Genomic DNA, 25,170 nt, shown 5'->3' with positions numbered 1-25,170 from the left:
AGATGGAGTTACCACCCCAGGAACCACAACCCAGAGTCAGGGAAGGCGCGAGTTTAAAGTTATACAGGTCACCGATACCACCCTGAGAAGCCGGGGTGTTAATCAGGATACGCGCGGTTTTCATCTTCTGACCGAAGTGAGCCACGCGATCTGGCTGGTTATCCTGGTCGGTATACAGGCAAGAGGTATGACCGATACCGCCCATGGCGACAAGTTTCTCTGCTTTTTCGACCGCGTCTTCGAAATCTTTCGCGCGGTACATGGCAAGCGTCGGGGACAATTTTTCGTGGGCGAACGGTTCGCTCTCATCGACAACTTTCACTTCACCAATCAGGATCTTAGTGGTCGTTGGAACGGTGAACCCGGCCAGTTCAGCGATTTTATAAGCAGGCTGACCAACAATAGCGGCGTTGAGCGCGCCATTTTTCAGGATAATGTCCTGAACGGCTTTTAACTCTTTACCCTGAAGCAGGTAACCGCCATGGCTGGCGAAACGCTCACGAACCGCATCGTAGACAGAATCAACTACAACAACGGACTGTTCAGAAGCACAGATAACGCCGTTATCGAAGGTTTTAGACATCAGTACGGATGCCACTGCGCGTTTAATATCAGCAGTTTCATCAATCACAACCGGGGTGTTACCTGCACCTACACCGATCGCCGGTTTACCGGAGCTGTACGCCGCTTTTACCATGCCTGGGCCGCCAGTGGCGAGGATCAGGTTGATATCCGGGTGGTGCATTAATGCGTTAGACAGTTCTACAGACGGTTGGTCAATCCAGCCGATCAGATCTTTCGGGGCGCCAGCGGCAATGGCTGCTTGCAGTACGATATCAGCTGCTTTGTTGGTGGCATCTTTAGCGCGCGGATGCGGGGAAAAAATGATGGCGTTACGGGTCTTCAGGCTAATCAGTGATTTAAAGATAGCGGTAGAGGTTGGGTTAGTGGTCGGAACGATACCACAGATAATGCCGATTGGTTCTGCAATGGTAATGGTGCCGAAGGTGTCATCTTCTGACAGAACGCCGCAGGTTTTCTCGTCTTTATACGCGTTGTAAATATATTCGGAAGCGAAGTGGTTTTTAATCACTTTGTCTTCAACAATACCCATGCCGGATTCGGCAACCGCCATTTTTGCCAGCGGGATACGAGCATCTGCGGCGGCCAGAGCGGCAGCACGGAAGATTTTATCTACTTGCTCTTGAGTAAAGTTGGCATATTCACGCTGGGCTTTCTTCACGCGTTCAACGAGTGCGTTAAGTTCAGCGACATTAGTAACAGCCATAATGCTCTCCTGATAATGTTTAAACTCTTTTAGTAAACCAGCTGCCTAATTGGATAGTATAGACAGACCGGCTGCAGGTTGCGTAAATTTCATAAAAACAAAGAGTTAACGCTAGACCATCCACCACTGATTTACTGAAAGAGCCTCAAGGATACTACGCACTTACTGACACTTTTGAGCTCTTCTCGTGCCATCAAGATTACCCACTTCTGAGTAAGCGTTGCGTGATCTACATCAAATTTCAGCGAAGCTGACACCTTTCAGCAGCCCATTTTTGGGCGTTTGTAGCAAATGTTAATGGCATATGGCCAGGCGCGCTCTAAGATTATCACAATTCCCACAACTGAATAACATGCTGTATTGCTGCGAATTTCCACGGAAATCATGATGAACTACGCAGCGAAAACGCGTATCTTCTGCATGGATTTTCCTGTCGTGCCGATAGGTTATTTATCTGACAACGTTACGAAACCTACAGTGGAGCACACCGTGTTCGATCTTCCCCTCTATTTTAAATTTTTTATTGGCCTGTTTGCGTTGGTCAATCCGGTCGGCATTATTCCGGTCTTTATTAGCATGACCAGCTACCAGATGACCGCCGCACGCAATAAAACGAATCTCACCGCCAATCTGTCCGTGGCCATTATTCTCTGGACATCTCTGTTTCTTGGCGATGCCATATTGCAGCTGTTTGGTATTTCGATCGATTCGTTCCGCATTGCCGGGGGCATTCTGGTGGTGACTATTGCCATGTCGATGATCAGCGGGAAACTGGGTGAAGATAAGCAGAATAAACAAGAAAAGTCAGAGACAGCCATCCGCGAAAGTATTGGCGTGGTACCGTTAGCCTTGCCTCTGATGGCGGGGCCGGGGGCGATCAGTTCCACCATTGTCTGGGGAACACGCTATCACACCATTGAGCATCTAATCGGTTTTACCGTTGCGATCGCGCTGTTTGCGCTCAGCTCCTGGGGGCTATTTCGTATCGCGCCCTGGCTGGTGCGTTTGCTTGGGCAAACGGGAATCAACGTCATTACGCGTATTATGGGATTGTTACTTATGGCGCTGGGTATTGAGTTTATTGTCGCGGGGGCGAGATCGCTATTTCCTGGTTTGCTGAACTGATTCACTTCTTCCTTTAATAAGGAAATAAAAAGGTTGTCGTTATGCTTTCTTCTATATAGCGATGACCGTTTTACGTTGCAAAATGGCTGTCAAGGAACGCGCAAAATCAGCAAAACATATGACGAAAGCGCAAAACGGCGGAAAGTATAATAAATTACACTAATCAGAAAATCTGTTGTCAATCAGCGAATTATAAGTATAACGAATCTCTGCTGTGCGGAATTCGCGCAATCGCACCTGTTATTTCTGTCACATAATACTATTGGGCTTGCCGTGACATAATTGAAATGATATTAGTACTTTCAATCTCCTCGCAGATGAATGTGCTAAAAAGTAGTCAATTGTTGCTTTTTTGTGCAAAAAAGCACAGCGTCAGTCGAAAAACATCACATGGTGGTGATGTTCATTTATCTCATTGATAATAATAGATAAAAATTTTACAGGGAGGCTGAAAAGCTATCGCCTTGCGCTTGATGCTGTGTCGTAAAAGAGAAATGGTTAACAAATTTGCAAAATGTATTGGCGGCAGCAGAGGGCATTTGTTATTTTCCGCCCATTATGTTTCTCGACCTTATAATTTGCAGAATAAACAGCTCAGATGAGAATCGTTTTCATATAAAACGTTCGTCATAATGAACACCGCGCGTCTCGACAGGGGAGACGCGTAACAGAATCGACGCAAGATTGCCGTTTGAGCAGTCCGTAATAAAAAAAGTCGGTGATAGCAGCAGTAAAAAAGATGTCTGATAGCGCCAAAAAGCTCCTGCGCTATACAGGCCCCCAACAGGGGATGAAACACGCTGGCGTGAACGTCAGTAATTATAATGAGTGGAGTAACAACACAATGTCCATCATCACAAAGAAAAGTCTGGTAGCTGCGGGGATTTTGACTGCACTAATTACCGGTAACGCGGCAATGGCTGCCGATGTACCGGCAGGAGTACAACTGGCGGAGAAGCAAACGCTGGTTCGTAACAACGGTTCTGAAGTGCAATCTCTCGATCCGCATAAAATCGAAGGGGTTCCTGAATCCAATATCAACCGCGACCTGTTTGAAGGTCTGCTGATCTCCGATGTTCAGGGTCACCCGACTGCCGGTGTCGCAGAGTCGTGGGATAATAAAGATTTTAAAGTCTGGACCTTCCATCTGCGTAAAAACGCGAAATGGTCCGACGGTACGCCTGTAACGGCGCATGATTTTGTTTATAGCTGGCAGCGTCTGGCGGATCCGAAAACCGCTTCTCCGTATGCGAGCTATCTGCAGTACGGCCACATCGCCAATATCGACGATGTTATCGCTGGCAAAAAACCGACCAGCGATCTTGGCGTAAAAGCAATTGATGATTACACCTTTGAAGTCACCCTGAGCGAGCCGGTTCCTTATTTCTATAAACTGCTGGTTCACCCATCTGTTTCCGCTGTGCCTAAAGCCACCATTGAAAAATTCGGCGAAAAATGGACCCAGCCGGCGAACATCGTGACCAACGGTGCTTACAAACTGAAAGATTGGGTGGTCAACGAACGTATCGTTCTTGAGCGCAACACCAATTACTGGGATAACGCGAAAACCGTTATTAACCAGGTAACGTACCTGCCAATCTCTTCTGAAGTAACGGACGTTAACCGTTACCGCAGCGGCGAAATCGACATGACTTATAACAACATGCCGATCGAACTGTTCCAGAAGCTGAAAAAAGAGATTCCTAAAGAAGTACACGTCGACCCGTACCTGTGTACTTATTACTACGAAATCAACAACCAGAAAGCCCCGTTCACTGACGTTCGCGTTCGTACCGCGCTGAAACTGGCGCTGGATCGCGACATCATCGTCAACAAAGTGAAAAACCAGGGCGATCTGCCGGCATACAGCTACACGCCGCCGTACACCGATGGCGCAAAATTGACTGAACCGGCCTGGTTCAAAATGACCCAGGAACAGCGTAACGCGGAAGCGAAAAAACTGCTGGCCGAAGCTGGCTACACCGCAGACAAACCGCTGTCGTTCAGCCTGCTGTATAACACCTCCGATCTGCATAAAAAACTGGCGATCGCTGTGGCTTCCATCTGGAAGAAAAACCTTGGCGTAGACGTTAAGCTGGAAAACCAGGAGTGGAAAACCTTCCTCGACACGCGTCATCAGGGCACCTTTGATGTTGCACGTGCGGGCTGGTGTGCGGACTACAACGAACCGACCTCCTTCCTGAATACCATGCTCTCTGACAGCTCCAACAACACCGCGCACTATAAGAGCCCGGCGTTTGACAAGCTGATCGGCGACACGCTGAAAGTCACTGACGAAGCACAGCGCAGCGAGCTTTATTCCAAAGCTGAACAGCAACTGGATAAAGACTCGGCGATCGTTCCGGTTTACTACTACGTGAACGCCCGTCTGGTGAAAACCTGGGTTGGTGGCTACACCGGTAAAGACCCGATGGATAATATCTACGTTAAAAACTTGTATATTATCAAGCATTAATGGCAATGAGTGGGGCAGGGCGACCTGCCCCACAGTGTCTTATTTTATCGCACCAGAACACACATCGGTCGCAGGCTTAACCGCCTGAAAGAGAATGTGTAAAAGGCACAGGCCAGAAGGTACGGGCAATGTTGAAATTTATCCTACGTCGCTGTCTTGAAGCGATCCCAACACTTTTCATTCTTATTACCATCTCGTTCTTTATGATGCGTCTCGCGCCGGGAAGTCCATTCACCGGTGAACGTGCGCTGGCGCCAGAGGTCATGGCGAATATTGAAGCGAAATATCATTTAAACGACCCGATCACCACGCAATATTTCAGTTATCTGAAACAGCTGGCGCATTTCGATTTCGGGCCGTCATTCAAATACAAAGACTACACCGTGAATGACCTGGTAGCGGCAAGCTTCCCGGTTTCCGCAAAATTAGGTGCGGCGGCATTTATTCTGGCGATTGTCTTTGGCGTTACGGCCGGTGTCGTAGCCGCGCTTAACCAGAATACCCGATGGGACTATACGGTGATGGGGCTGGCAATGACCGGGGTCGTTATCCCGAGCTTCGTTGTCGCGCCGTTATTGGTGATGATCTTCGCCATCGTGCTGAAGTGGCTGCCCGCGGGCGGCTGGAATGGCGGGGCACTGAAATTCATGATCCTGCCGATGGTGGCGTTGTCTCTGGCTTATATTGCCAGCATTGCACGTATCACTCGCGGTTCGATGATTGAAGTTTTGCACTCAAACTTTATTCGCACTGCGCGTGCCAAAGGGTTGCCGATGCGCCGGATCATTTTCCGCCACGCGCTCAAACCCGCGCTGCTGCCAGTGCTCTCCTATATGGGCCCGGCGTTTGTCGGCATCATTACCGGTTCCATGGTTATCGAGACCATTTATGGTCTGCCGGGTATCGGCCAGCTGTTCGTTAACGGCGCGCTGAACCGTGACTATTCGCTGGTGCTGAGCCTGACCATTCTGGTTGGCACGCTGACCATTCTGTTTAACGCGATTGTTGATGTGCTGTATGCCGTTATCGATCCGAAGATTCGTTATTAATACTGGAGTTCGCCATGATGTTAAGTAAGAAAAACAGCGAGGCGCTGGAAAACTTCAGTGAGAAACTGGAAGTCGAAGGACGAAGCCTGTGGCAGGACGCACGTCGTCGCTTTATGCATAACCGTGCTGCGGTAGCAAGCCTGATCGTACTGCTGCTGATAGCCCTGTTTGTGACATTAGCACCGATGCTGTCGCAGTTTAGTTATTTCGATACCGACTGGGGCATGATGTCCAGCAAGCCGGATATGGAGTCCGGTCACTATTTTGGTACTGACTCTTCGGGGCGCGACCTGCTGGTGCGTGTGGCAATCGGCGGACGTATCTCGCTGATGGTGGGTATCGCTGCGGCGCTGGTGGCCGTTATCCTGGGAACGCTGTACGGTTCACTTTCCGGCTACCTGGGCGGCAAAACGGACTCGGTGATGATGCGTTTGCTGGAGATCCTCAACTCCTTCCCGTTTATGTTCTTTGTGATCCTGCTGGTGACGTTCTTTGGGCAAAACATCCTGCTCATCTTTGTTGCTATCGGTATGGTTTCCTGGCTCGATATGGCGCGTATTGTGCGTGGTCAGACCCTGAGCCTGAAACGGAAAGAGTTTATCGAAGCGGCGCAGGTCGGCGGGGTTTCTACCGCTAATATTGTTGTGCGCCACATTGTGCCAAACGTACTGGGCGTGGTGGTGGTGTATGCCTCACTGCTGGTGCCAAGCATGATCCTGTTCGAATCCTTCCTGAGCTTCCTCGGTCTGGGTACCCAGGAGCCGCTGAGCAGCTGGGGCGCGCTGTTAAGCGATGGTGCGAACTCGATGGAAGTGTCGCCGTGGTTGCTGCTGTTCCCGGCAGGTTTCCTGGTTATCACTTTGTTCTGTTTTAACTTTATCGGCGATGGCCTGCGTGATGCCCTCGATCCGAAAGACCGTTAAGGAGTGCTGTTATGAGCATAACTGAAACCTCATTCGCGTCGGCGACGCAGCAGCAATCCAATCTCCTGCTGGACGTGAAAGATCTGCGTGTGACCTTCCAGACCCCGGATGGCGACGTCACGGCGGTGAATGACCTGAACTTCTCGCTGCGTGCCGGTGAAACACTGGGTATCGTGGGTGAATCGGGTTCCGGTAAATCCCAGACGGCGTTTGCTCTGATGGGGTTGCTGGCGGCGAACGGGCGCATTGGCGGCTCGGCGACGTTCAACGGCAAAGAGATCCTTAACCTGCCGGAGCAGGCGCTGAACAAACTGCGCGCCGAGCAGATCTCGATGATTTTCCAGGACCCAATGACCTCGCTGAACCCGTATATGCGCGTAGGTGAGCAGTTGATGGAAGTCCTGATGTTGCACAAAGGCATGAACAAAGCGGAAGCATTTGAAGAGTCCGTAAAAATGCTCGACGCGGTGAAAATGCCGGAAGCGCGTAAACGCATGCGCATGTATCCGCATGAGTTTTCCGGCGGTATGCGCCAGCGTGTCATGATCGCAATGGCGTTGTTATGCCGGCCAAAACTGTTGATCGCCGATGAACCGACCACCGCGCTGGACGTGACCGTACAGGCGCAGATCATGACCCTGTTGAACGAGCTGAAACGCGAATTCAACACCGCAATCATTATGATCACCCATGACCTGGGCGTTGTTGCTGGTATCTGTGACAAAGTGCTGGTGATGTACGCTGGCCGTACCATGGAGTATGGCAAAGCGCGCGATGTGTTCTATCAGCCATCCCATCCGTACTCTATCGGCCTGCTCAATGCCGTACCGCGCCTCGACACGGAAGGCGAAGCGTTGTTGACCATTCCAGGCAACCCGCCGAACCTGCTGCGTCTGCCGAAAGGCTGCCCGTTCCAGCCGCGCTGCCCGCACGCGATGGAAATCTGTAACAGTGCTCCACCGCTGGAGGAGTTTGCCCCGGGCCGTTTGCGCGCCTGCTTTAAATCGGTGGAGGAACTGGTATGAATACCGCGATTGATGAGAGAAAAGTGCTGCTGGAAATCGCCGATTTAAAGGTGCATTTCGACATCAAAGATGGCAAGCAGTGGTTCTGGCAACCGCCGAAAACCCTGAAAGCGGTTGATGGCGTTACGCTGCGTCTGTACGAAGGGGAAACCCTCGGTGTGGTGGGCGAATCCGGTTGCGGCAAGTCGACTTTCGCCCGTGCAATTATTGGCCTGGTGAAAGCCACCGACGGAAAAGTGGCCTGGCTGGGTAAAGATCTGCTGGGCATGAAGCAGGAAGAGTGGCGCGACGTGCGCAGCGATATCCAGATGATATTCCAGGATCCGCTGGCATCACTGAACCCACGTATGACTATCGGTGAAATCATCGCCGAACCGCTGCGCACCTATCATCCGAAAATGTCGCGCCAGGAAGTGCGCGATCGCGTTAAAACGATGATGATGAAAGTGGGACTGCTGCCGAACCTGATTAACCGCTATCCGCATGAGTTCTCCGGTGGCCAGTGTCAGCGTATCGGTATTGCCCGCGCGCTGATCCTCGAACCGAAACTGATCATTTGTGATGAGCCGGTTTCCGCGCTGGATGTTTCAATCCAGGCGCAGGTCGTTAACCTGCTGCAGCAACTGCAACGTGAAATGGGGCTGTCGCTAATCTTTATCGCCCACGACCTGGCGGTGGTTAAGCATATCTCCGACCGTGTGCTGGTGATGTATCTCGGCCATGCTGTAGAGCTTGGCACTTATGACGAGGTGTACCAGAACCCGCTGCATCCATATACCAAAGCGCTGATGTCGGCGGTGCCGGTTCCGGATCCGGATCGGGAAAAGAACAAGACGATACAGTTGCTGGAAGGGGATTTGCCGTCACCAATCAACCCGCCGTCGGGCTGCGTGTTCCGTACTCGCTGCCCGATTGCCGGGCCTGAGTGCGCGCAGACACGTCCGGTGCTGGAGGGCAGCTTCCGTCATGCGGTCTCCTGCCTGAAAGTCGACCCGCTATAATCCACACATATAAAAAGGGCTGACAACTGTCAGCCCTTTTTCTTTTCTCTTTCTGCGCTTATTCGCGCCAGAGAATATGGCAAAGTTTGTGATCTTTTTCGCGGCACAGTAAGACGCGTGCGAAGATGTCATTGATTTCGCCGCCATCGGTATCCGCAAGGCCAATGACCACCTCAGCGAAGAAGTCCGGGTTTAAATCGTAATCCACATGTTCCTGCCAGTCTTCGCCCGGATCAAACAACTCAGCGCCGCCACGCTCTTCAAACTGTAAGTTGAAAAGAATGATGTCCGCCGGGTCGAGATTATCCGCTGCCAGTTCGAGGAAGATGTCGTAAGCCTGCTCAAGGGTTTCGTCTTCGGTCAGGCGATTATTCAGATCCATTTCCATGATTACCTCTTCGCGTCTGTTGGGCACGTTTTACAGCAACGGACTGAAGAAGTAAAACAGTCGTTCAGCAATGCGGTGCCAGAACGGCCGTTTTACCCACAATCGCGCATCAAGTAAGCGGGAGCGGGAGATGTAATCATCCTGTACGGCCGCCAGATCGCCACCGAAACCGGCATCGTCAATCACCAGCGTGATTTCGAAATTCAGCCACAGGCTACGCATATCCAGATTTACAGTACCAATGAGGCTCAGTTCGCCATCCACCAGCACGCTTTTGGTATGCAGCAGACCGCCTTCGAACTGGTAAATCTTTACGCCTGCGGCCAGCAACTCGCCAAAAAATGCCCGACTGGCCCAGCCGACCAGCAGCGAATCGTTTTTGCGCGGCAGAATAATACTCACGTCCACACCGCGCTGAGCAGCCGTACAAATCGCATGCAGCAGGTCGTCGCTGGGTACGAAATAGGGCGTGGTCATAATTAAATATTCGCGCGAGGCGTAGACAGCGGTCAGCAATGCCTGATGGATCAGATCTTCCGGAAAACCAGGCCCGGAAGCAATGGTGTGAATGGTGTGGCCGCTGGCCTCCTCAAAAGGCATGATGTTGGCGTCCGGCGGCGGGGGGAGAATGCGTTTTCCGGTTTCAATTTCCCAGTCGCAAGAGTAAACAATCCCCATTGCCGTAGCGATCGGACCTTCCATGCGCGCCATCAAATCGACCCACTGACCGACGCCAGCATCTTGCTTAAAGAAGCGCGGATCAACCAGATTCATACTGCCGGTGTAGGCGATGTAATTATCTATCAACACGATTTTCCGGTGCTGGCGTAAATCCATGCGGCGCAGAAAAACACGCATTAAATTCACTTTCAGCGCTTCGACCACTTCAATGCCGGCGTTTCGCATCATGGTTGCCCACGGGCTGCGGAAAAACGCCACGCTGCCGGCAGAGTCCAGCAACAGCCGACAGTGTACGCCGCGGCGCGCTGCGGCCATTAACGATTCGGCCACCTGATCCGCCATTCCGCCGGGTTGCCAGATGTAAAACACCATCTCAATATTGTGGCGGGCGAGCTGGATGTCGCGGATCAATGCCTGCATGACATCATCGGTTGAGGTAAGTAGCTGCAACTGGTTGCCCTTAACCCCGGCGATCCCCTGACGTCGCTCGCAAAGCTTGAAAAGAGACGACGCCACACCGCTGTTTTCAGTGGCAAAGATATGCTTGAAATTTTTCAGATCATTCAGCCACTTGGCAGTTGAAGGCCACATAGCGCGGGCACGCTCGGCGCGACGTTTTCCAAGGTGCAGCTCACCCAAGGAAAGATAGGCGATGATCCCAACCAGCGGCAGGATGTAAATAATCAATAACCACGCCATCGCGGAGGTGACCGCGCGGCGCTTCATCAATATGCGCAGTGTTACACCAGCAATCAGTAGCCAGTAACCCAGGACAATCAGCCAACTCATTACCGTGTAAAAAGCGGACATAGATAAAAATCCTTTTTAAAAACCGTATTTCATGAGTGTACGCATCCGCATTCATCTGGCAAATAAAAACGCCGAAAAGCGCTGGCCTGGCGAAGTTGACGGACTATAATGGCGTTTCTGTTAAGTTTTGAGTTGTAAAAATGAAGCGTAGTCGAACGGAAGTGGGGCGCTGGCGTATGCTGCGGCAGATGAGCCGCCGTAAAGCGCGCTGGCTGGAAGCGCAATCACGACGCAATATGCGCATCCACGCCATCAGGAAATGTGGCGTAAACCGTCATCGTAATGTGCTGTTATTCGCTATTTACGATCTTTAATATCCGGGCACCGAACAGGTGCCCGCGATCGTTTCTGGACTTAGTGCTAAAGAGGGAGTTGTCGTATGTCGGTAATGGATAGTCTGCTGGCTTTTACCTTCGCCGCCACGCTTTTGACATTAACACCGGGGCTGGACACGGCGCTGATACTACGCACCGCGACCGTTGAGGGGCGCAAAGAGGCCTTCAAGGCACAGATGGGAATCAACACCGGTTGCCTTATCTGGGGCGCAATGGTGGCGTTTGGTCTGGGCGCACTGATCGCAGTCTCTGAGCTGGCGTACAATATCCTGAAATATTGCGGTGCTGCCTATTTATGCTGGTTGGGCCTGAACATGTTGCTGCGCCCGCGCAGATCGTTTGCGGCGGTAGACGCAAGTGATACGAAATCGCAGAACTGGTTTATCAAAGGGATGTTCGGCAACGTACTTAACCCGAAAGTGGGCATTTTTTATGTCTCATTTTTGCCGCAGTTTATTCCGCAGGGGCAACCGCCGATCGCGTGGACGTTTGGCCTGGTTTTTATTCATCTTTTACTGGGCACCTGCTGGTCGACGCTACTGATTTCTGCCACGCGCCCGCTGGCGTCATTCCTGCGTAAAGAAAAAGTCATACGCTGGATGGATCGTTGCACGGGCATGGTCTTTTTGCTGTTTGCCACCCGTCTGGCGCTGAGTAAACGTTAATATTGTCCGGTAACCCATATGAATAAAGAAGCCTTTATCTTTCTTAGTATTGCCATTGTGATGGAAGTGATTGCCACCACGGCGCTGAAATCTTCCGACAGCTTTACCCGTTTGTTACCCGGTATTATCAGTATCGCCGGGTATTGCATTGCATTCTGGTGCCTGACAATTACGATGCGCACTCTGCCTACCGGGGTGATTTATGCCATCTGGTCAGGTGCAGGTATTGTGCTGATAGGTCTTGCTGGCTGGCTTGTACACGGGCAAAAACTGGATATGCCGGCAATCATGGGGATGGGGTTAATTATCGCCGGGGTGGTGATTATTAATCTTTTTTCCAAAAGCGTTGGGCATTAAATAATAAAAACCCGACCAGGCGATCTGCCTGTCTATATATACCGCAGGAAGCAGGTATATGTTAGTCGCGGGCGATTTCGTTGATACGCCGCGATTTGCACAGGCGATCAACTCACCAGCCGGATGTGCAATGCTGCGGGTTTCTGAAGCCGCCTGTAATGTAAAAGACCCGCCATGGCGGGTCTTTTCTTTTTAGAATACTTTTTTGAACGGCTTCACCGTTACGTTCTGGTAAACCCCGGCAGCGACATAGGGATCGGCTTCTGCCCAGGACTTCGCCGCTTCCAGCGATTCAAACTCAGCAATCACCGTCGAGCCAGTAAAACCCGCCGCTCCCGGATCGTTGCTGTCAACGGCCGGCATTGGGCCAGCCGTCAGCAGGCGGCCTTCATCGTGCAGCAGTTGCAGTCTTGCCAGATGGGCAGGGCGCACGGACAAACGTTTTTCGAGCGAGTCAGCAATATCTTCAGCAAAAATAACGTACAGCACGGGCAGAACTCCTTACAGATAAGAAAGCCATACCCTATGTGAAAGGTGAAACGACTGCAATGTAAAGATGACAATGCGATAACAGCTATGCAAAGTATGCGGTTTTTTTACTCATTTACCCAACTAAATGGACTGCGCATGCGATGGCTTGTTGAATATGATTGCTATTTGCATTTAAAATCTAGCTCTGGTTTTTTAACTGACACGATTATGACTTCAATGACCCTCGATTTACCTCGCCGCTTTCCCTGGCCGACGCTATTGTCCATCGGTATTCACGGTGCTGTCGTGGCGGGTCTGCTCTATACATCGGTACATCAGGTCGTTGAACTTCCTGCGCCCGCGCAGCCTATTACGGTAACGATGGTTTCGCCTGCCGATCTGGAACCGCCTCAGGTCGCTCAACCGCCGGAGCCGGTGGTTGAACCGGAGCCCGAGCCGGAACCCGTTCCTGAACCTCCGAAAGAAGCGCCAGTGGTGATTGAAAAGCCCAAACCGCAGCCAAAACCTAAGCCAAAACCAAAACCGGAGAAAAAGGTCGAGCAGCCGAAGCGCGAAGTCAAACCGGTAACGCCGCAACCGGCCTCGCCGTTCCAGAATAACGCGCCCGCACGCCCGGTCGCGAATCCGACGCCGTCGGCAACAACCCAGCCAGCGCCGGCTGTTCCTGCCGGCCCGCGCGCGCTGAGCCGCAATCAGCCGCAGTATCCGGCCCGTGCGCAAGCGTTGCGTATCGAAGGCCGGGTAAAAGTGAAATTTGACGTCACCTCAGATGGCCGTGTTGAGAATGTTGAAGTATTGTCGGCGCAACCGGCGAATATGTTCGAGCGTGAAGTAAAAGCGGCAATGCGCAAGTGGCGTTATGAGTCCGGGAAACCGGGTTCGGGATTAATTGTGAATATTGTGTTCCGCCTGAACGGCGGTGCCTCAATGGAATAAAAAAAGCCTCCTTACGGAGGCTTTTTTCTTATGCCTGCGGTAACGGGCGCGGTTTACCTTCATTATCCACTGCGACGTAAATAAACAGCGCTTCCGTTGCTTTATAGCGCTGACCAATTGGCTCGGATGAGACCTTCTTCACCCACACTTCAATATTAATCGTCACTGATGTGTTGCCCCGTTTAACGCAGCGGGCGTAGCAGCACACCACGTCGCCCACCGCGACCGGGCGAAGAAAAGTCATGCCGTCAACGCGCACCGTCACCACGCGACCATGCGCAATTTCCTTGGCTTGTATTGCCCCGCCAATATCCATTTGTGACATTAACCAGCCGCCGAAGATATCGCCGTTGGCATTGGTGTCTGCTGGCATTGCTAATGTGCGTAAAACAAGATCTCCCTGGGGAGTGTCCTGAAGGGTTGTCATTGTTATCTCTTCTGCTATGAGGGATTTATGGCGGGATGCTACTACGAATGCGGGGCGTTCGGAAAGAAAAAAGCCAGGCGCGAGAGCCTGGCTTTCATTCTCAGGATTTGTCGTCCTGCGCGGGCATATGGCGGTAGATATAAACACCGCTCAGCACGGTGAAGAGCAGTGTCAGGGCGGTTAAGCCAAACACTTTGAAATTCACCCAGATATTTTGCGGCAGCCAGAAGGCAATGTAGATATTCGCCAGACCACACAAAATAAAGAACAGTGCCCATGCGATGTTCAGCTTGCCCCAAACGGCTTCCGGCAGCGCGATCTCTTTGCCGAGCATGCGCTGGATCAGTGGCTTTTTCATTACCCACTGGCTGAAGAGCAGCGCTGCAGCAAACAGGGCATAAATCACCGTCACCTTCCATTTAATAAACTCATCGTTATGGAAGAAAAGGGTCAGCCCGCCGAATACCGCGACCAGCACAAAAGTAATCAGCGCCATCTTTTCCACTTTGCGATAGCGCACCCAGCTGTATATCAGCACGATAGCGGTCGCGATGATCAGCGCAGTGGTCGCCGCATAGATATCGTACAGTTTGTAAAAGGCGAAAAAGACCACTAACGGCAGAAAATCAAGAAACTGCTTCATTCTACGATTCCATCATAAGGGGTAGCCCACAGACGCGGGCAACCGGAACAATCACGAACGCATCAACATATAGAGGCGGAACAGATAAACCAGCAGCGCTGCGGAAATCAGGTTGCTCAACGTATTGGCAATCACTTCACCGCCTTCTACAGTGAACACCGCAAAGTTATGTGCAAACAGCAGCAGGAATGTTTTCGCCAGTAACCAACCTAACACTGCCGGAGCGACAAGACGCATATTCGCCCAGGCAAGACGCATGCTGTTACGCATGGCAGCGAAAATCCCCGTTTTATCCTGCACCAGTATCACCGGGGCGAAAGCGAGCAGGATCGCCAGAATGACGCCCGGGACAATCACAAACATAATGCCGATTTGCACGATAAACGTGGTCAGCAGGATCAGTAAAAATAGCTTCGGCAACAGTGGGGCGCTGGCACCAATCGCCCGCAACGCGCTGATGCGCTGACCCGCAGAAATCATCTGGATCATCAGCAGCACGCCACCAGCGAGAATCGCATTGCCAACAAGGCCGGAAAACGTCGACGCCGCAGAGGCGCGGAGCAGCACTTGTTGCTGCTCCGGCGTCATATTTTGCACCAGTTCAAACAACCCGACGCTGCCTGCAAGATTATCCCCTTCACTTAAAATGGAGAGTTGCTCATCACTGGGCTTAAAGGCGCTCCCAAGTAAGAACGTGATAAACGCACAAAGCAGCGCGATCAGTAAAATGGTAACGAACTGATTACGAAAAAAATTCCCCGTGTCACGGTAAACGGACTTCGCCGTGATAGACATGCACTCTCCTTGAGTATAGCGGTGTTAAATTGCGGGCAATTGTACCCCGAATACACTCTCAGTGGCAGCATCGCTGCTTGTATGGAAAAGCATATCTTTGTAAAGAGGCGCTAAACCGTAGCGCGCGCGAGCACGATCGCAGGCTTCATTAACCTTTCCGTCTTCGCCGGACATCGCAAATTCCCGGCAGGGAGAGGGTCTGTTCGCATAAATACTGCAACTGGCCGACTCGCCGGGCGTACCCTGCAGCGCCGTACAGCGGCTCTGCTTTTGGTTGGTTCCGCTCATGCAGCGCAGAAAGGGGGTTAGCGGCTCGGTGAGTTGAGCCGGGACAGGGCCGCCAGCGTCATCCGCTTCAGCCCAATAGAAAGAGACTCGAAAATACGCACAACAGGCTCCGCACGACATGCACGGATTCACATCACTCATAGCACACCTGCACTTAACCACGCATCAACATAAATTGTCAGGCCAATAAATTATCGCTGCCGCAGAACGCGCACAAGATGGGCGAACAGGTATTTTTTTAACCGCCTCACAAAGCGGAAATTGATTTAAATACAAAAGTTAATGAGTGTAACGAGTAGTGAAAATTAACCCAGATCAATGAATGTTAAATTACGGGGTCAAGTGTGATCTGTGTTGGATCACTTTGTACTCAATTATAGGTATATTCACGGCGCGATAAAAACCTTAAACATGGAGTGGATATGAAGAAGTTAGCCGTGGCAGCATTGATCCTGAGTAGTCTTTCTACAGGTGTATACGCGCATGAAGCTGGCGAGTTTTTCATTCGAGCCGGTTCTGCGACGGTACGTCCGACGGAAGGTTCTGATAACGTTTTAGGCGCTCTGGGCAGTTTTAATGTCAACAATAACACCCAACTTGGTGTGACGATGAGCTGGATGGCGACCGACAACATCGGCGTTGAATTACTGGCCGCGACGCCGTTTCGCCACCGCGTTGGCACCGGGCCAACCGGCGACATCGCCACTGTGCACCACCTGCCGCCGACATTGATGGCGCAGTGGTATTTCGGTGATTCACAGAGCAAATTGCGCCCATATCTTGGGGCAGGCGTAAACTACACCACTTTCTTTGATGAGAAATTTAACGATACCGGGAAAGCGGCCGGGCTGTCGGATTTGAGTTTGAAAGACTCCTGGGGCGTGGCGGGGCAAGCCGGTCTGGATTACTTAATCAACCGCAACTGGCTGATTAACATGTCAGTCTGGTGGATGGATATCGATACGGATGTGCGCTTTAAAGCGAATGGTGAGCAACAAAGCGTACATACTCGCCTGGATCCGTGGGTATTTATGTTCTCTGCTGGTTATCGTTTTTAAGCGTATTGTGGAAACTGGTTTCACAATAACCAGTTTCCACGCACTTCTATGCCGTATCACCATGCGGATTTCTTTTAGCGTATGTAACCGCTCCCCAGCGCCATCACGCTACGCGCACCAACCACAAAGATCACCGTAAGCCGCGGGATAAACCCTCGTTTGTCCAGACCTCATGGTGCGCGGCCAACTGCGAGATGACGCATTACGAATGTCAGCGTTTAATATTTTTCCCGCAGCTATCAGAAACCTGATGGCGCTTTCAGCGCCGTAAACGAACGCGCGACTCGCAATAGCGGCACGTCATATACGCACCTGCAACACAGAGGGTCAACGGCACAAAAAAGCTGAAATCCATGCCGGTGAATTCCATCAGCAGCACAATGGCAGTGAGCGGCATTTGCATCGACGAGGCGAGAAAAGCCGCGCCACCGGTCAGCGCGAATTCCGCCATACTGCCACCGGGGAAAAATTGCCCAACCAGCAGGAACATCAGCGCTCCCAGCAGGGCACCGATCGCCAGACCTGGCGTGAGCAGGCCGCCTTCGGCTCCGCTGCGCAGCACCATCCAGATACTCAACACTTTCAACCCGATCAACATTGCCGCCAGCGGCAGCGTAACGCCTCCGCCAAAACTGAGTTGCACCGGACCGCGTCCGTTGCCTGGTAATTGCGGAAACCAGATAGCGAGCAAGCCGAGACAGGCAAAAGCGATAAAACAGAAGACCGGCATCTGCCAGTTGGTTTTCACCTGTGCGCGCGCGTTTTTGGTCATCCGCCGGAACAGACTGGCGGCATAGCCGAACAACGGGCCGGACAAGGTAGCCCAGATAATCAAGGACAGGTGCGCGGCGGGGGCGGTAAAAAGATATTGTCGCTCGTTGCCCAGTACCAGCGATGCCACGAACGCAGCGAGAGCGGAGGTGACAATGGCGGCAATGACCGCATCCCAACTGATCGTGACCAGCAACACCTCGAGGGTAAAAATCGCGCCCGCCAGCGGGACGTTATATACCGCCGCCAGCCCGGCACCTGCGCCGCAGGCGATCACCAGCCTCGTCTCTTGCGCATTTAAGCCGATATGCCGCGCGATCCCACCGCCAAACAGGGCACCAACTTCTCGCGGTGCGCTTTCACGCCCGAGCGGCGAGCCCATCGCCACGGTAACAACTTGCAAGAGCGCATGAGTTAAGGTGGTGAAAGCAGGCATCGGGCGCTGAACATCTTTTAGCGCAGCGACCACACCGACACGTTTTTTTGCATAGCGCGCCAGGAGCCACCAACCCCAGCCTGCCACCACACCCGCGGCAGCAAGAGAAGCAAAACGGCGCAGAGCGCTGGCATCCGTTACGCCCTGCAGAAATGGTGCGCCGCCGATCAGCGATTGCTGGCTATAACCAAAAGCGAGGTGCTGGATGGCATGCAGCAGAAGGGCGATCAACATGCCAGCCGCGCCGGAAAGCAGCCCGGTCAACAACAGGGCCAGCCAGCGACGTTGCCAGCAAGAATCAGGGGTCTCACGCATGGTGTTTTTATCGGTGTCATAATTTTTAGGATTATTATTCCACAGAAAATATGAACCTTTTAACAATGCGTCAGGAAAACATGGGGATAAACAGGAAAGCGCACCGCCTGAATCAACAGGCGGTGCGGGAGGTTAACGCGGTAAAGTAGCGCCTTTCAGGCTTTGCACAAAGGCTTTCAGTTCAGCCAGCATAGCCGTTGGGTTGGCGAGATTTTTCTCGATGATTTTCACGATCGCTGAACCGGAAATCGCCCCGGCGGCACCTGCTTCTACGGCAGCGCTAACCTGATCCGGCGCGGAAATACCGAAGCCCTGCAGCGCGGGCGCAGCGTGATACTCGGTAAGTTTTTTCACCAGATGGTGCAGTGGCAGCGCCGCACGGTTTTCCGCGCCAGTGACTCCAGCGCGCGAAAGCAGGTAGGTGTACCCCCGGCCATAAGAGGCAATCTGGCGCAGCAGATCGTCGTCCGCGTTTGGCGGGCAGATAAAAATGGGCGCGATATTATGGCGCAAAGCCGCCTGGCGGAACGGTGCGGACTCTTCAATCGGCACATCCGCCACCAGCACAGAATCGACGCCGACTTTTGCGCACTGGGCATAGAATTCGTCAATTCCCCGACTGAAAACCAGGTTGGCGTACATCAGCAAGCCAATGGGGATGGTCGGATGCTTCTGGCGAATGGTTGCCAGCATTTCGAAACATTGTGACGGTGTCACGCCTGCGGCAAAGGCGCGCAGCGTGGCGTTCTGGATGGTCGGGCCATCCGCCAGCGGGTCGGAAAAGGGGATCCCCAGCTCAAGCGCATCCGCACCCGCTTCAATCAGCGTATCAATGATTTTTAACGACTGTTCCGGGGACGGATCGCCCAGCGTGACGAAGGGAACGAATGCACCTTCTTTGCGCGCGCTCAGCTGTTTAAATAAATTGTCATAGCGTTCCATCAGATTTCCCCTCGCGCTTTCAGGATGTCATGTACGGTAAAAATATCTTTGTCGCCGCGTCCGGAAAGGTTAACCACCAGCAACTGTTCTTTGTCCGGGTTCTCGCGCATCATTTTTAGCGCATGGGCGAGGGCGTGCGAGGATTCCAGCGCCGGAATGATCCCTTCATGGCGGCACAGGGTTTTGAAGGCTTCCAGCGCCTCGTCATCGGTGATCGAAACATAGTCGGCACGCCCCGTACTGTTGAGGTACGCATGCTGTGGTCCGACTGACGGGAAATCGAGACCCGCAGAAATAGAGTAAGACTCTTCAATCTGGCCTTCTTCTGTCTGCATCATCGGCGATTTCATACCAAAATAGATGCCAACGCGGCCATGTTTCAGCGGTGCGCCGTGCTCGCCGGTTTCAATACCGTGACCCGCCGGCTCGACACCAATCAGGCCGACAGAGGTTTCGTCGATAAAATCGGCAAACATACCGATCGCGTTAGAACCACCGCCCACACAGGCGATAACTGCATCCGGCAGACGCCCCTCTTTTTCGAGGATCTGCGCTTTGGTCTCTTCACCAATCATGCGCTGGAACTCGCGCACAATGGTCGGGAAAGGGTGCGGACCTGCCGCAGTTCCCAGCATATAGTGCGCGGTTTCATAGCTACCAGACCAGTCGCGCAGCGCCTCGTTACAGGCATCTTTCAGCGTGGCGGAACCGCTGTGTACCGGGATGACTTCCGCGCCCATTAAGCGCATGCGGAACACATTTGGCGACTGGCGTTCAACGTCTTTTGCGCCCATATAGATGCGACATTTCAGGCCCAGCAGGGCGCTCGCCAGCGCCGAGGCCACGCCATGCTGACCCGCTCCCGTTTCGGCGATAATTTCGGTTTTGCCCATGCGTTTTGCCAGCAACGCCTGACCCAGCACCTGGTTGGTTTTGTGCGCGCCACCATGCAGCAAATCTTCACGCTTGAGGTAAAGCGTGGTGCGCGTACCGGCAGTAATGTTCTGGCATTTGGTCAGCGCGGTCGGACGTCCGGCGTAGTTTTTCAGCAGATCGTTAAACTGTTGCTGAAATTCGGCATCGCTCTGTGCACTGACAAAGGCTTCTTCAAGCTGGCGCAATGCCGGCATCAGGATTTGCGGAACGAACATTCCGCCAAACTCGCCAAAATAGGGATTCAGTAGTGTCGTCATTATCTTCTTTCCTTAATAAGCGCGCAGTGTGCGGAAAACCGAGGCCAGTTTGCTGGCATCTTTGATACCCGGTTCCGACTCCACGCCTGAATTAAAATCGAGTCCGGCACAGCCGGTTTTGGCCGCCTGCACGCAATTATCTGCGCTCAGGCCACCAGCAAGAATCACGTTATCCAGCGGTTCGCCTGCCAGCAGCGACCAGTCGAAACGTTTACCGCTGCCGCCCTGGCCGTTATCAAACACATATTTATCGACCTGCCGGAAGCGCCGCGCGGGCAGGCTGTCGCCAACGCTGAGCGCTTTCCAGATTTGCGTCTTCGCCGGCAGACGTTCACGCAGCGTATCGATATAGGCCTGGTCTTCATCACCGTGCAGTTGGACGGCTACCAGATTGAGCGCGTTAACTTTAGCCACCACGTCTTCGGGCGCGGCATTACGGAACACACCAACATATTGCAGCGGCGCGGCTTGCATCACCGTTTGTGCCTGCACTTCCGTTACGGCGCGCGGGGAGCTGGCCACGAAGATCAAACCACCGTAGATGGCACCGGCCTGATGGGCCGCCTGCGCGTCCTGCGGGCGGGTCAGTCCGCACACTTTGTTTTCACCCAGCAAAACGCGTTTTACCGCCGCATCGAGATCGTCATGGGACATCAGCGCGGAGCCAATCAGGAAACCATTGGCAAAATGGCTGAGCTCACGCACCTGAGCATAAGTATTGATGCCAGATTCGCTGATGACCGTCACACCTGTGCCAAGGCGCGGAGCAAGCTCACGGGTGCGGTTCAAATCGATGGACAAGTCGCGCAGGTCGCGGTTGTTGATGCCGACGACTTTCGCTTCCAGCGCGATAGCGCGTTGCAGCTCTTCTTCATTACTGACTTCCGTCAGCACGCCCATATTCAGACTGTGCGCGACGGCGGCAAGCTGGCGGTACTGCTCATCGTCGAGTACCGAAAGCATCAGCAGGCACGCATCTGCCTGGTAGTAACGCGCCAGGTAAATCTGATAAGCGTCGATAATAAAGTCTTTGCACAGGATTGGCTGCGGCGCGATGCCGCTGACAATCGGCAGAAAATCAAAACTGCCCTGGAAATATTTCTCATCCGTCAGCACGGAAATTGCCGACGCATGATGTTTGTAGATAGACGCAATGCGCGCCGGGTCAAAATCATTGCGGATCACGCCTTTGGAGGGCGAGGCTTTTTTGCACTCCAGGATAAACGCTGTCCGCGTGCCTTGCAGGGCATCGTAAAAGCGACGCGTGCTTGGCACGACCTCGTTCTGAAAACTGGCCAGCGGTTGTTGCTCCTTGCGCGCCGCTACCCATACGGCTTTATCGGCGACGATTTTCGCTAAAACGGTCTGCATTTTTTACCCTCTTGCCGCAAGTGCGGTGACTTTGTCGTAGGCTGCTCCGCTGTGCAGCACATCCAGAACTTTCTGCGCGTTGGCCTGTAAATCCTCTTCGCCGTGCAGACGCATCAGCATGGCGACATTGGCAGCGACGGCGGCTTCATGCGCGGCCTCACCTTTACCCTGGAGTAAGCGTGTCAGAATGTCACGGTTTTCTTCCGGTGTCCCGCCAGCCAGCGCCTCCTGATGGTACGGCGTCAGGCCAAAGTCGGCAGCGGTGAGTTGGTAACTTTTGATTTCGCCATCGTGCAGTTCGGCAACCAGTGTAGGCGCATGCAGTGACACTTCGTCCATGCCGCCGCTATGTACGACTGCCGCACGCTGATAACCGAGGACGCGCAGGGTTTCGGCAATCGGCAGCACCAGCTCCGGGCTATAGACGCCGATCAGCGCCAGCGGTGGGTGCGCCGGATTAATCAACGGGCCGAGCACGTTGAACAGCGTGCGGGTTTTCAACTGCTGACGGACCGGCATTGCGTGGCGAAAACCGGTGTGATACTTCGGCGCAAACAGAAAACAGACACCCAGCTCATCGAGCGCGGTACGCGATTTATCTGCGTTCATATCCAGATTGATACCAAATGCCGCCAGTAAATCCGATGAGCCGGAACGGCTCGACACGCTGCGATTGCCGTGTTTGGCAACTTTCAGTCCGCACGCAGCAGCGACAAAGGCACTGGCGGTGGAAATATTAATGCTGTTGCTGCCGTCGCCACCGGTGCCGACGATATCGGCAAAAGCATAGTCCGGGCGCGGGAACGGCGCGGCATTCTCCAGCAGTGCGGTGGCCGCTCCGGCAATTTCGTTGGGATGCTCACCGCGAATTTTCATACTCACCAGCGCGGCCGCCAGTTGTTCCGGCTTCAGCTCGCCGCGTACCACCGCAGAGAAAAGCTGGTGGCTCTCCTGCTGGCTGAGTGTTTGAGCCTGATACAGTTTTTCCAGAATCGGTTGCAGCGTATTCGTCTGCTCCAGTTTTTGCAGCGCCCGGGCCAGCGTTTGTTCCAGCAGACGTGCGCCTTGCGTGGTCAAAATCGACTCCGGGTGGAACTGGAAACCGCAAACGCGATCGGCGTCGTGACGCACCGCCATCACCATGCCGTTAAAATGGGCATTGATGGTTAATCCTGCCGGGATGTTGCTGCCCACCAGTGAGTGGTAACGCGCTACGGGAAGCGGGTTGCTTAACCCCGCGAACATCGCCTGGCCATCGTGTTCGATACTTGAGGCTTTGCCGTGCAGGATTTCACCCGCCTGGCCGACGTAGCCGCCATAGGCTTCAACAATCGCCTGGTGACCGAGGCAGATACCGATAATCGGTAACTTGCCGCGCAAGCGCGTAAGCAGCTCCGGCATGCAGCCCGCTTCAGATGGTGCACCTGGACCTGGAGAAAGCATCAGCACCGGGTTTTGCATTGTCTGAAGGCGGTCGATCAAGGTCTGCGCCGGAACATGGTTACGGTAAATCACCACGTTGTGTCCGCTCGCACGCAGCTGATCCGCCAGGTTGTAAGTAAAGGAATCGATGTTATCAAGCAGCAGAATGTCAGCCATCAGAAAGTCTCCTGAGCGTGGTGTGCGGTAGCGATAGCGCGCAGAACCGCGCGAGCTTTATTACGGGTTTCATCGGCTTCGGATTGCGGAACGGAATCCAGCACGACACCCGCGCCTGCCTGTACCGTTGCCACACCGTCCTCCACCCACGCAGAACGAATCACGATGCAGGTATCCAGATCGCCATGGGCGGTGAAATAACCCACCGCGCCGCCGTAACTACCGCGACGTGTGCCTTCCGCTTTAGCAATTAACTGCATTGCGCGCACTTTTGGCGCACCGCTCAAGGTGCCCATGTTCATGCAGGCGCGGTAGGCGTGCAGAACATCCAGATCCTGACGCAGCTCACCCACCACGCGTGAAACCAGGTGCATCACGTAGGAGTAGCGATCGACTTTGGTTAAATCAGCGACATAGCGGCTACCCGGTGTGCAGATGCGCGCCAGATCATTACGCGCCAGATCCACCAGCATTAAGTGTTCTGACAGTTCTTTGTGGTCGGTACGCATCTCCAGTTCAATACGGCTGTCGAGATCGCGATCCAGTGAACCATCCGGACGGCGTCCACGCGGACGGGTACCGGCGATAGGGTAGATCTCAATCTGGCGGTTGCTGGCGTCGTATTTCAGCGAGCTTTCCGGTGAGGCACCGAACAGGGTGAAATCGTTATCCTGCATAAAGAACATGTACGGGCTGGGGTTGCTCTTTTTTAACACTTCGTAAGCCGCCAGCGGTGAAGGGCAAGGCAGGGTGAAGCGACGAGACGGTACTACCTGAAAAATCTCGCCCGCGCGAATCGCTTTTTGCATTTCGCGAACCACTGCGCCGTACTCTTCATCACTCTGGTTGCAGTCGCAGCGCATATGTTCAACTTTCTCCACCGGCAACGCCCCGGCCGGGTGATCCAGCTGCTGGCGCAGGGTGTCGATTCGCTGGAGCAGGCGGTCTTTTTCCTCTGCTGAAGGCGTAAACAGGCTTGCCTGGATACGGGTTTGCTGTTTCTGGTGGTCGATCACCAGTAAGGTTTCGGCGAGGTAAAAGCAGTAGTCCGGGCAACGGCGATCGTGCGTAAGCTGCGGTAAATCTTCAAAACCGGCTACCAGGTCATACGCGAACAAGCCGCCGAAGAACATGGCTTCGCGTTCATCGCAAGGGACGTCGACCAGGTTTTGTAATAAGCGAAAAGCATCAAACACAGAGAGCGAACAGAGGCGGGCGTCTTCATCCAGCAGGCTGCTGACCGGCGGGAATCGTAGCTCGCGCCCATCGGGCAGCAGGGTGTTTTCAACACCGGCTGGAAGGGCGTTATCCAGCAGCGCCAGGAGTGCTGCTCCATTTTCAGTTAATGCTGTAATGGTGACAGTGTCACCAAGCGCGGTGATACGCAATGCGCTATCAACCAACAGCAGGCTTTTTAAGTCACTTTTACTATCAATATCCGCTGATTCCAGCAGCAGAGTTGCCGGGCGGGCAGCGCATAATTGATGGAACAACGCCGTCGGGTTACTGCGGTAGCTGGCGTTGCTGGTCAGAAGTTCGAGTGCTGGTTTTTGCGTTTGCATAGTCGCTCTCATTATTTATTTTGTTCAAAAAAAAGCCCGCTGGGTGAGCGGGCCTGGTATCGATATGCTGAATGCGCACGTGATCTCACAGCCCTTGTCAGGGAGTGCGCCACCAGCGAGTAACAGAGAAATGGGCATTCATGTTTGCGATACCTTGTCGTGTGAACTTGCGTACTAGTTAACTGGTTCAGGAAAAGAAAGTCAACCTCGAATTCAGAA

At 53.3% G+C, this 25,170-nt stretch carries 25 protein-coding genes and 1 other annotated feature; of the genes, 11 read left to right on the top strand and 14 right to left on the bottom strand.

What is annotated here, in order from left to right:
• Positions 1-1,288: aldehyde dehydrogenase family protein (locus tag RT644_RS03085; protein WP_313625575.1), on the bottom strand; the 1,288-nt coding region annotated here is incomplete at its 3' end.
• Positions 1,289-1,765: 477 nt separating this feature from the next.
• On the opposite strand from RT644_RS03085, the gene RT644_RS03080 reads away from it, so the two are divergent.
• The 6 genes from RT644_RS03080 (at position 1,766) to oppF (ending at position 8,887) form a co-directional block, all read left to right on the top strand.
• The gene (locus RT644_RS03080) at positions 1,766-2,413 is read left to right on the top strand and encodes a YchE family NAAT transporter (protein ID WP_313625598.1); all 648 of its coding nucleotides are present in this window, start codon (positions 1,766-1,768) and stop codon (positions 2,411-2,413) included.
• An 844-nt stretch (positions 2,414-3,257) separates the two neighbouring features.
• Positions 3,258-4,889: an oligopeptide ABC transporter substrate-binding protein OppA gene (gene oppA, locus RT644_RS03075; RefSeq protein WP_016495839.1), complete on the top strand. Its 1,632-nt coding sequence runs from the start codon at positions 3,258-3,260 to the stop codon at positions 4,887-4,889.
• A gap of 128 nt (positions 4,890-5,017) precedes the next feature.
• On the top strand, positions 5,018-5,938 hold the full coding sequence (gene oppB, locus RT644_RS03070) for an oligopeptide ABC transporter permease OppB (protein ID WP_016495840.1): 921 nt from the start codon (positions 5,018-5,020) through the stop codon (positions 5,936-5,938).
• A gap of 14 nt (positions 5,939-5,952) precedes the next feature.
• The gene (oppC, locus tag RT644_RS03065) at positions 5,953-6,861 is read left to right on the top strand and encodes an oligopeptide ABC transporter permease OppC (RefSeq protein ID WP_016495841.1); all 909 of its coding nucleotides are present in this window, start codon (positions 5,953-5,955) and stop codon (positions 6,859-6,861) included.
• 11 nt (positions 6,862-6,872) lie between these two features.
• Positions 6,873-7,886, top strand: a complete 1,014-nt coding sequence (locus RT644_RS03060) for an ABC transporter ATP-binding protein (RefSeq protein ID WP_045513483.1) — start codon at positions 6,873-6,875, stop codon at positions 7,884-7,886.
• Entirely contained in the window at positions 7,883-8,887 is a 1,005-nt protein-coding gene (gene oppF / locus RT644_RS03055) for a murein tripeptide/oligopeptide ABC transporter ATP binding protein OppF (RefSeq protein ID WP_016495843.1), read from the top strand. Before RT644_RS03060 ends, oppF begins: the two co-directional genes overlap by 4 nt.
• 58 nt (positions 8,888-8,945) lie before the next feature.
• Here oppF and RT644_RS03050 read toward each other — a convergent pair whose 3' ends face one another.
• Both RT644_RS03050 and cls read right to left on the bottom strand, forming a co-directional pair.
• Positions 8,946-9,275: an HI1450 family dsDNA-mimic protein gene (locus tag RT644_RS03050; RefSeq protein WP_016495844.1), complete on the bottom strand. Its 330-nt coding sequence runs from the start codon at positions 9,273-9,275 to the stop codon at positions 8,946-8,948.
• 30 nt (positions 9,276-9,305) lie between these two features.
• Positions 9,306-10,766, bottom strand: a complete 1,461-nt coding sequence (gene cls, locus RT644_RS03045) for a cardiolipin synthase (protein ID WP_016495845.1) — start codon at positions 10,764-10,766, stop codon at positions 9,306-9,308.
• A gap of 140 nt (positions 10,767-10,906) precedes the next feature.
• Between cls and RT644_RS03040 the strand changes: the two genes are divergently transcribed.
• The 3 genes from RT644_RS03040 to RT644_RS03030 all read left to right on the top strand — a co-directional run bounded on the left by RT644_RS03040 (position 10,907) and on the right by RT644_RS03030 (position 12,123).
• Positions 10,907-11,080, top strand: coding sequence for a YciY family protein (locus RT644_RS03040; RefSeq protein WP_017457170.1), 174 nt, complete (start codon positions 10,907-10,909; stop codon positions 11,078-11,080).
• A 65-nt stretch (positions 11,081-11,145) separates the two neighbouring features.
• Positions 11,146-11,766 (top strand): LysE family translocator, encoded by a 621-nt coding sequence (locus RT644_RS03035; RefSeq protein ID WP_045513480.1) that lies wholly within the window; start codon positions 11,146-11,148, stop codon positions 11,764-11,766.
• Between the two features lie 18 nt (positions 11,767-11,784).
• Positions 11,785-12,123, top strand: coding sequence for an SMR family transporter (locus tag RT644_RS03030; protein ID WP_045513477.1), 339 nt, complete (start codon positions 11,785-11,787; stop codon positions 12,121-12,123).
• Between the two features lie 192 nt (positions 12,124-12,315).
• Here RT644_RS03030 and RT644_RS03025 read toward each other — a convergent pair whose 3' ends face one another.
• Complete coding sequence (locus tag RT644_RS03025) at positions 12,316-12,612, bottom strand: YciI family protein (protein ID WP_016495849.1); 297 nt, start codon at positions 12,610-12,612, stop codon at positions 12,316-12,318.
• 219 nt (positions 12,613-12,831) lie between these two features.
• Here RT644_RS03025 and tonB point away from each other — a divergent pair, with 219 nt between their 5' ends.
• Complete coding sequence (gene tonB / locus RT644_RS03020; RefSeq protein WP_170956318.1) at positions 12,832-13,551, top strand: TonB system transport protein TonB; 720 nt, start codon at positions 12,832-12,834, stop codon at positions 13,549-13,551.
• A gap of 28 nt (positions 13,552-13,579) precedes the next feature.
• Here tonB and yciA read toward each other — a convergent pair whose 3' ends face one another.
• The 4 genes from yciA to RT644_RS03000 all read right to left on the bottom strand — a co-directional run bounded on the left by yciA (position 13,580) and on the right by RT644_RS03000 (position 15,845).
• Positions 13,580-13,978 (bottom strand): acyl-CoA thioester hydrolase YciA, encoded by a 399-nt coding sequence (gene yciA / locus RT644_RS03015; RefSeq protein WP_017457174.1) that lies wholly within the window; start codon positions 13,976-13,978, stop codon positions 13,580-13,582.
• A gap of 100 nt (positions 13,979-14,078) precedes the next feature.
• A complete protein-coding gene (locus tag RT644_RS03010) occupies positions 14,079-14,621 on the bottom strand; it encodes a septation protein A (RefSeq protein WP_016495852.1) in 543 nt (180 codons plus the stop codon).
• Between the two features lie 51 nt (positions 14,622-14,672).
• Entirely contained in the window at positions 14,673-15,416 is a 744-nt protein-coding gene (locus tag RT644_RS03005) for a YciC family protein (RefSeq protein WP_016495853.1), read from the bottom strand.
• 24 nt (positions 15,417-15,440) lie between these two features.
• A complete protein-coding gene (locus RT644_RS03000; protein ID WP_044489346.1) occupies positions 15,441-15,845 on the bottom strand; it encodes a YkgJ family cysteine cluster protein in 405 nt (134 codons plus the stop codon).
• Positions 15,846-16,126: 281 nt separating this feature from the next.
• On the opposite strand from RT644_RS03000, the gene ompW reads away from it, so the two are divergent.
• On the top strand, positions 16,127-16,762 hold the full coding sequence (gene ompW / locus RT644_RS02995; protein WP_016495855.1) for an outer membrane protein OmpW: 636 nt from the start codon (positions 16,127-16,129) through the stop codon (positions 16,760-16,762).
• 259 nt (positions 16,763-17,021) lie between these two features.
• On the opposite strand, the gene RT644_RS02990 is transcribed toward ompW, so the two are convergent.
• The 6 genes from RT644_RS02990 to RT644_RS02965 form a co-directional block, all read right to left on the bottom strand.
• Complete coding sequence (locus RT644_RS02990; protein ID WP_044489638.1) at positions 17,022-18,284, bottom strand: chloride channel protein; 1,263 nt, start codon at positions 18,282-18,284, stop codon at positions 17,022-17,024.
• 132 nt (positions 18,285-18,416) lie between these two features.
• Positions 18,417-19,226, bottom strand: coding sequence for a tryptophan synthase subunit alpha (gene trpA / locus RT644_RS02985; RefSeq protein ID WP_313625564.1), 810 nt, complete (start codon positions 19,224-19,226; stop codon positions 18,417-18,419).
• Entirely contained in the window at positions 19,226-20,419 is a 1,194-nt protein-coding gene (gene trpB / locus RT644_RS02980) for a tryptophan synthase subunit beta (RefSeq protein WP_016495858.1), read from the bottom strand. Before trpB ends, trpA begins: the two co-directional genes overlap by 1 nt.
• Before the next feature lie 12 nt (positions 20,420-20,431).
• Positions 20,432-21,790: a bifunctional indole-3-glycerol-phosphate synthase TrpC/phosphoribosylanthranilate isomerase TrpF gene (gene trpCF / locus RT644_RS02975; RefSeq protein ID WP_160270038.1), complete on the bottom strand. Its 1,359-nt coding sequence runs from the start codon at positions 21,788-21,790 to the stop codon at positions 20,432-20,434.
• A gap of 3 nt (positions 21,791-21,793) precedes the next feature.
• Entirely contained in the window at positions 21,794-23,389 is a 1,596-nt protein-coding gene (gene trpD, locus RT644_RS02970) for a bifunctional anthranilate synthase glutamate amidotransferase component TrpG/anthranilate phosphoribosyltransferase TrpD (protein ID WP_313625561.1), read from the bottom strand.
• Entirely contained in the window at positions 23,389-24,951 is a 1,563-nt protein-coding gene (locus tag RT644_RS02965; RefSeq protein WP_045508047.1) for an anthranilate synthase component 1, read from the bottom strand. Before RT644_RS02965 ends, trpD begins: the two co-directional genes overlap by 1 nt.
• Before the next feature lie 26 nt (positions 24,952-24,977).
• Positions 24,978-25,072: a sequence feature (Trp leader region), on the bottom strand.
• Positions 25,073-25,170: the final 98 nt, after the last annotated feature.

Source organism: Kosakonia sp. (assembly GCF_032104925.1).
In the GTDB taxonomy this organism is placed as follows: Bacteria; Pseudomonadota; Gammaproteobacteria; order Enterobacterales; family Enterobacteriaceae; genus Kosakonia.
The sequence above is the reverse complement of the archived record's forward strand: the minus strand, read 5'-3'. Positions and strand labels throughout refer to the sequence as shown.

What these genes read in the sequence shown, in the direction of transcription:
- oppA (WP_016495839.1), top strand. Translation starts at nt 3,258, where the DNA reads ATGTCCATCATCACAAAGAAAAGTCTGGTAGCTGCGGGGATTTTGACT.
- oppB (WP_016495840.1), top strand. Translation starts at nt 5,018, where the DNA reads ATGTTGAAATTTATCCTACGTCGCTGTCTTGAAGCGATCCCAACACTT.
- oppC (WP_016495841.1), top strand. Translation starts at nt 5,953, where the DNA reads ATGATGTTAAGTAAGAAAAACAGCGAGGCGCTGGAAAACTTCAGTGAG.
- RT644_RS03060 (WP_045513483.1), top strand. Translation starts at nt 6,873, where the DNA reads ATGAGCATAACTGAAACCTCATTCGCGTCGGCGACGCAGCAGCAATCC.
- oppF (WP_016495843.1), top strand. Translation starts at nt 7,883, where the DNA reads ATGAATACCGCGATTGATGAGAGAAAAGTGCTGCTGGAAATCGCCGAT.
- RT644_RS03050 (WP_016495844.1), bottom strand. Translation starts at nt 9,275, where the DNA reads ATGGAAATGGATCTGAATAATCGCCTGACCGAAGACGAAACCCTTGAG.
- cls (WP_016495845.1), bottom strand. Translation starts at nt 10,766, where the DNA reads ATGTCCGCTTTTTACACGGTAATGAGTTGGCTGATTGTCCTGGGTTAC.
- RT644_RS03040 (WP_017457170.1), top strand. Translation starts at nt 10,907, where the DNA reads ATGAAGCGTAGTCGAACGGAAGTGGGGCGCTGGCGTATGCTGCGGCAG.
- RT644_RS03035 (WP_045513480.1), top strand. Translation starts at nt 11,146, where the DNA reads ATGTCGGTAATGGATAGTCTGCTGGCTTTTACCTTCGCCGCCACGCTT.
- RT644_RS03030 (WP_045513477.1), top strand. Translation starts at nt 11,785, where the DNA reads ATGAATAAAGAAGCCTTTATCTTTCTTAGTATTGCCATTGTGATGGAA.
- tonB (WP_170956318.1), top strand. Translation starts at nt 12,832, where the DNA reads ATGACCCTCGATTTACCTCGCCGCTTTCCCTGGCCGACGCTATTGTCC.
- yciA (WP_017457174.1), bottom strand. Translation starts at nt 13,978, where the DNA reads ATGACAACCCTTCAGGACACTCCCCAGGGAGATCTTGTTTTACGCACA.
- RT644_RS03010 (WP_016495852.1), bottom strand. Translation starts at nt 14,621, where the DNA reads ATGAAGCAGTTTCTTGATTTTCTGCCGTTAGTGGTCTTTTTCGCCTTT.
- RT644_RS03005 (WP_016495853.1), bottom strand. Translation starts at nt 15,416, where the DNA reads ATGTCTATCACGGCGAAGTCCGTTTACCGTGACACGGGGAATTTTTTT.
- RT644_RS03000 (WP_044489346.1), bottom strand. Translation starts at nt 15,845, where the DNA reads ATGAGTGATGTGAATCCGTGCATGTCGTGCGGAGCCTGTTGTGCGTAT.
- ompW (WP_016495855.1), top strand. Translation starts at nt 16,127, where the DNA reads ATGAAGAAGTTAGCCGTGGCAGCATTGATCCTGAGTAGTCTTTCTACA.
- RT644_RS02990 (WP_044489638.1), bottom strand. Translation starts at nt 18,284, where the DNA reads ATGCGTGAGACCCCTGATTCTTGCTGGCAACGTCGCTGGCTGGCCCTG.
- trpA (WP_313625564.1), bottom strand. Translation starts at nt 19,226, where the DNA reads ATGGAACGCTATGACAATTTATTTAAACAGCTGAGCGCGCGCAAAGAA.
- trpB (WP_016495858.1), bottom strand. Translation starts at nt 20,419, where the DNA reads ATGACGACACTACTGAATCCCTATTTTGGCGAGTTTGGCGGAATGTTC.
- trpCF (WP_160270038.1), bottom strand. Translation starts at nt 21,790, where the DNA reads ATGCAGACCGTTTTAGCGAAAATCGTCGCCGATAAAGCCGTATGGGTA.
- trpD (WP_313625561.1), bottom strand. Translation starts at nt 23,389, where the DNA reads ATGGCTGACATTCTGCTGCTTGATAACATCGATTCCTTTACTTACAAC.
- RT644_RS02965 (WP_045508047.1), bottom strand. Translation starts at nt 24,951, where the DNA reads ATGCAAACGCAAAAACCAGCACTCGAACTTCTGACCAGCAACGCCAGC.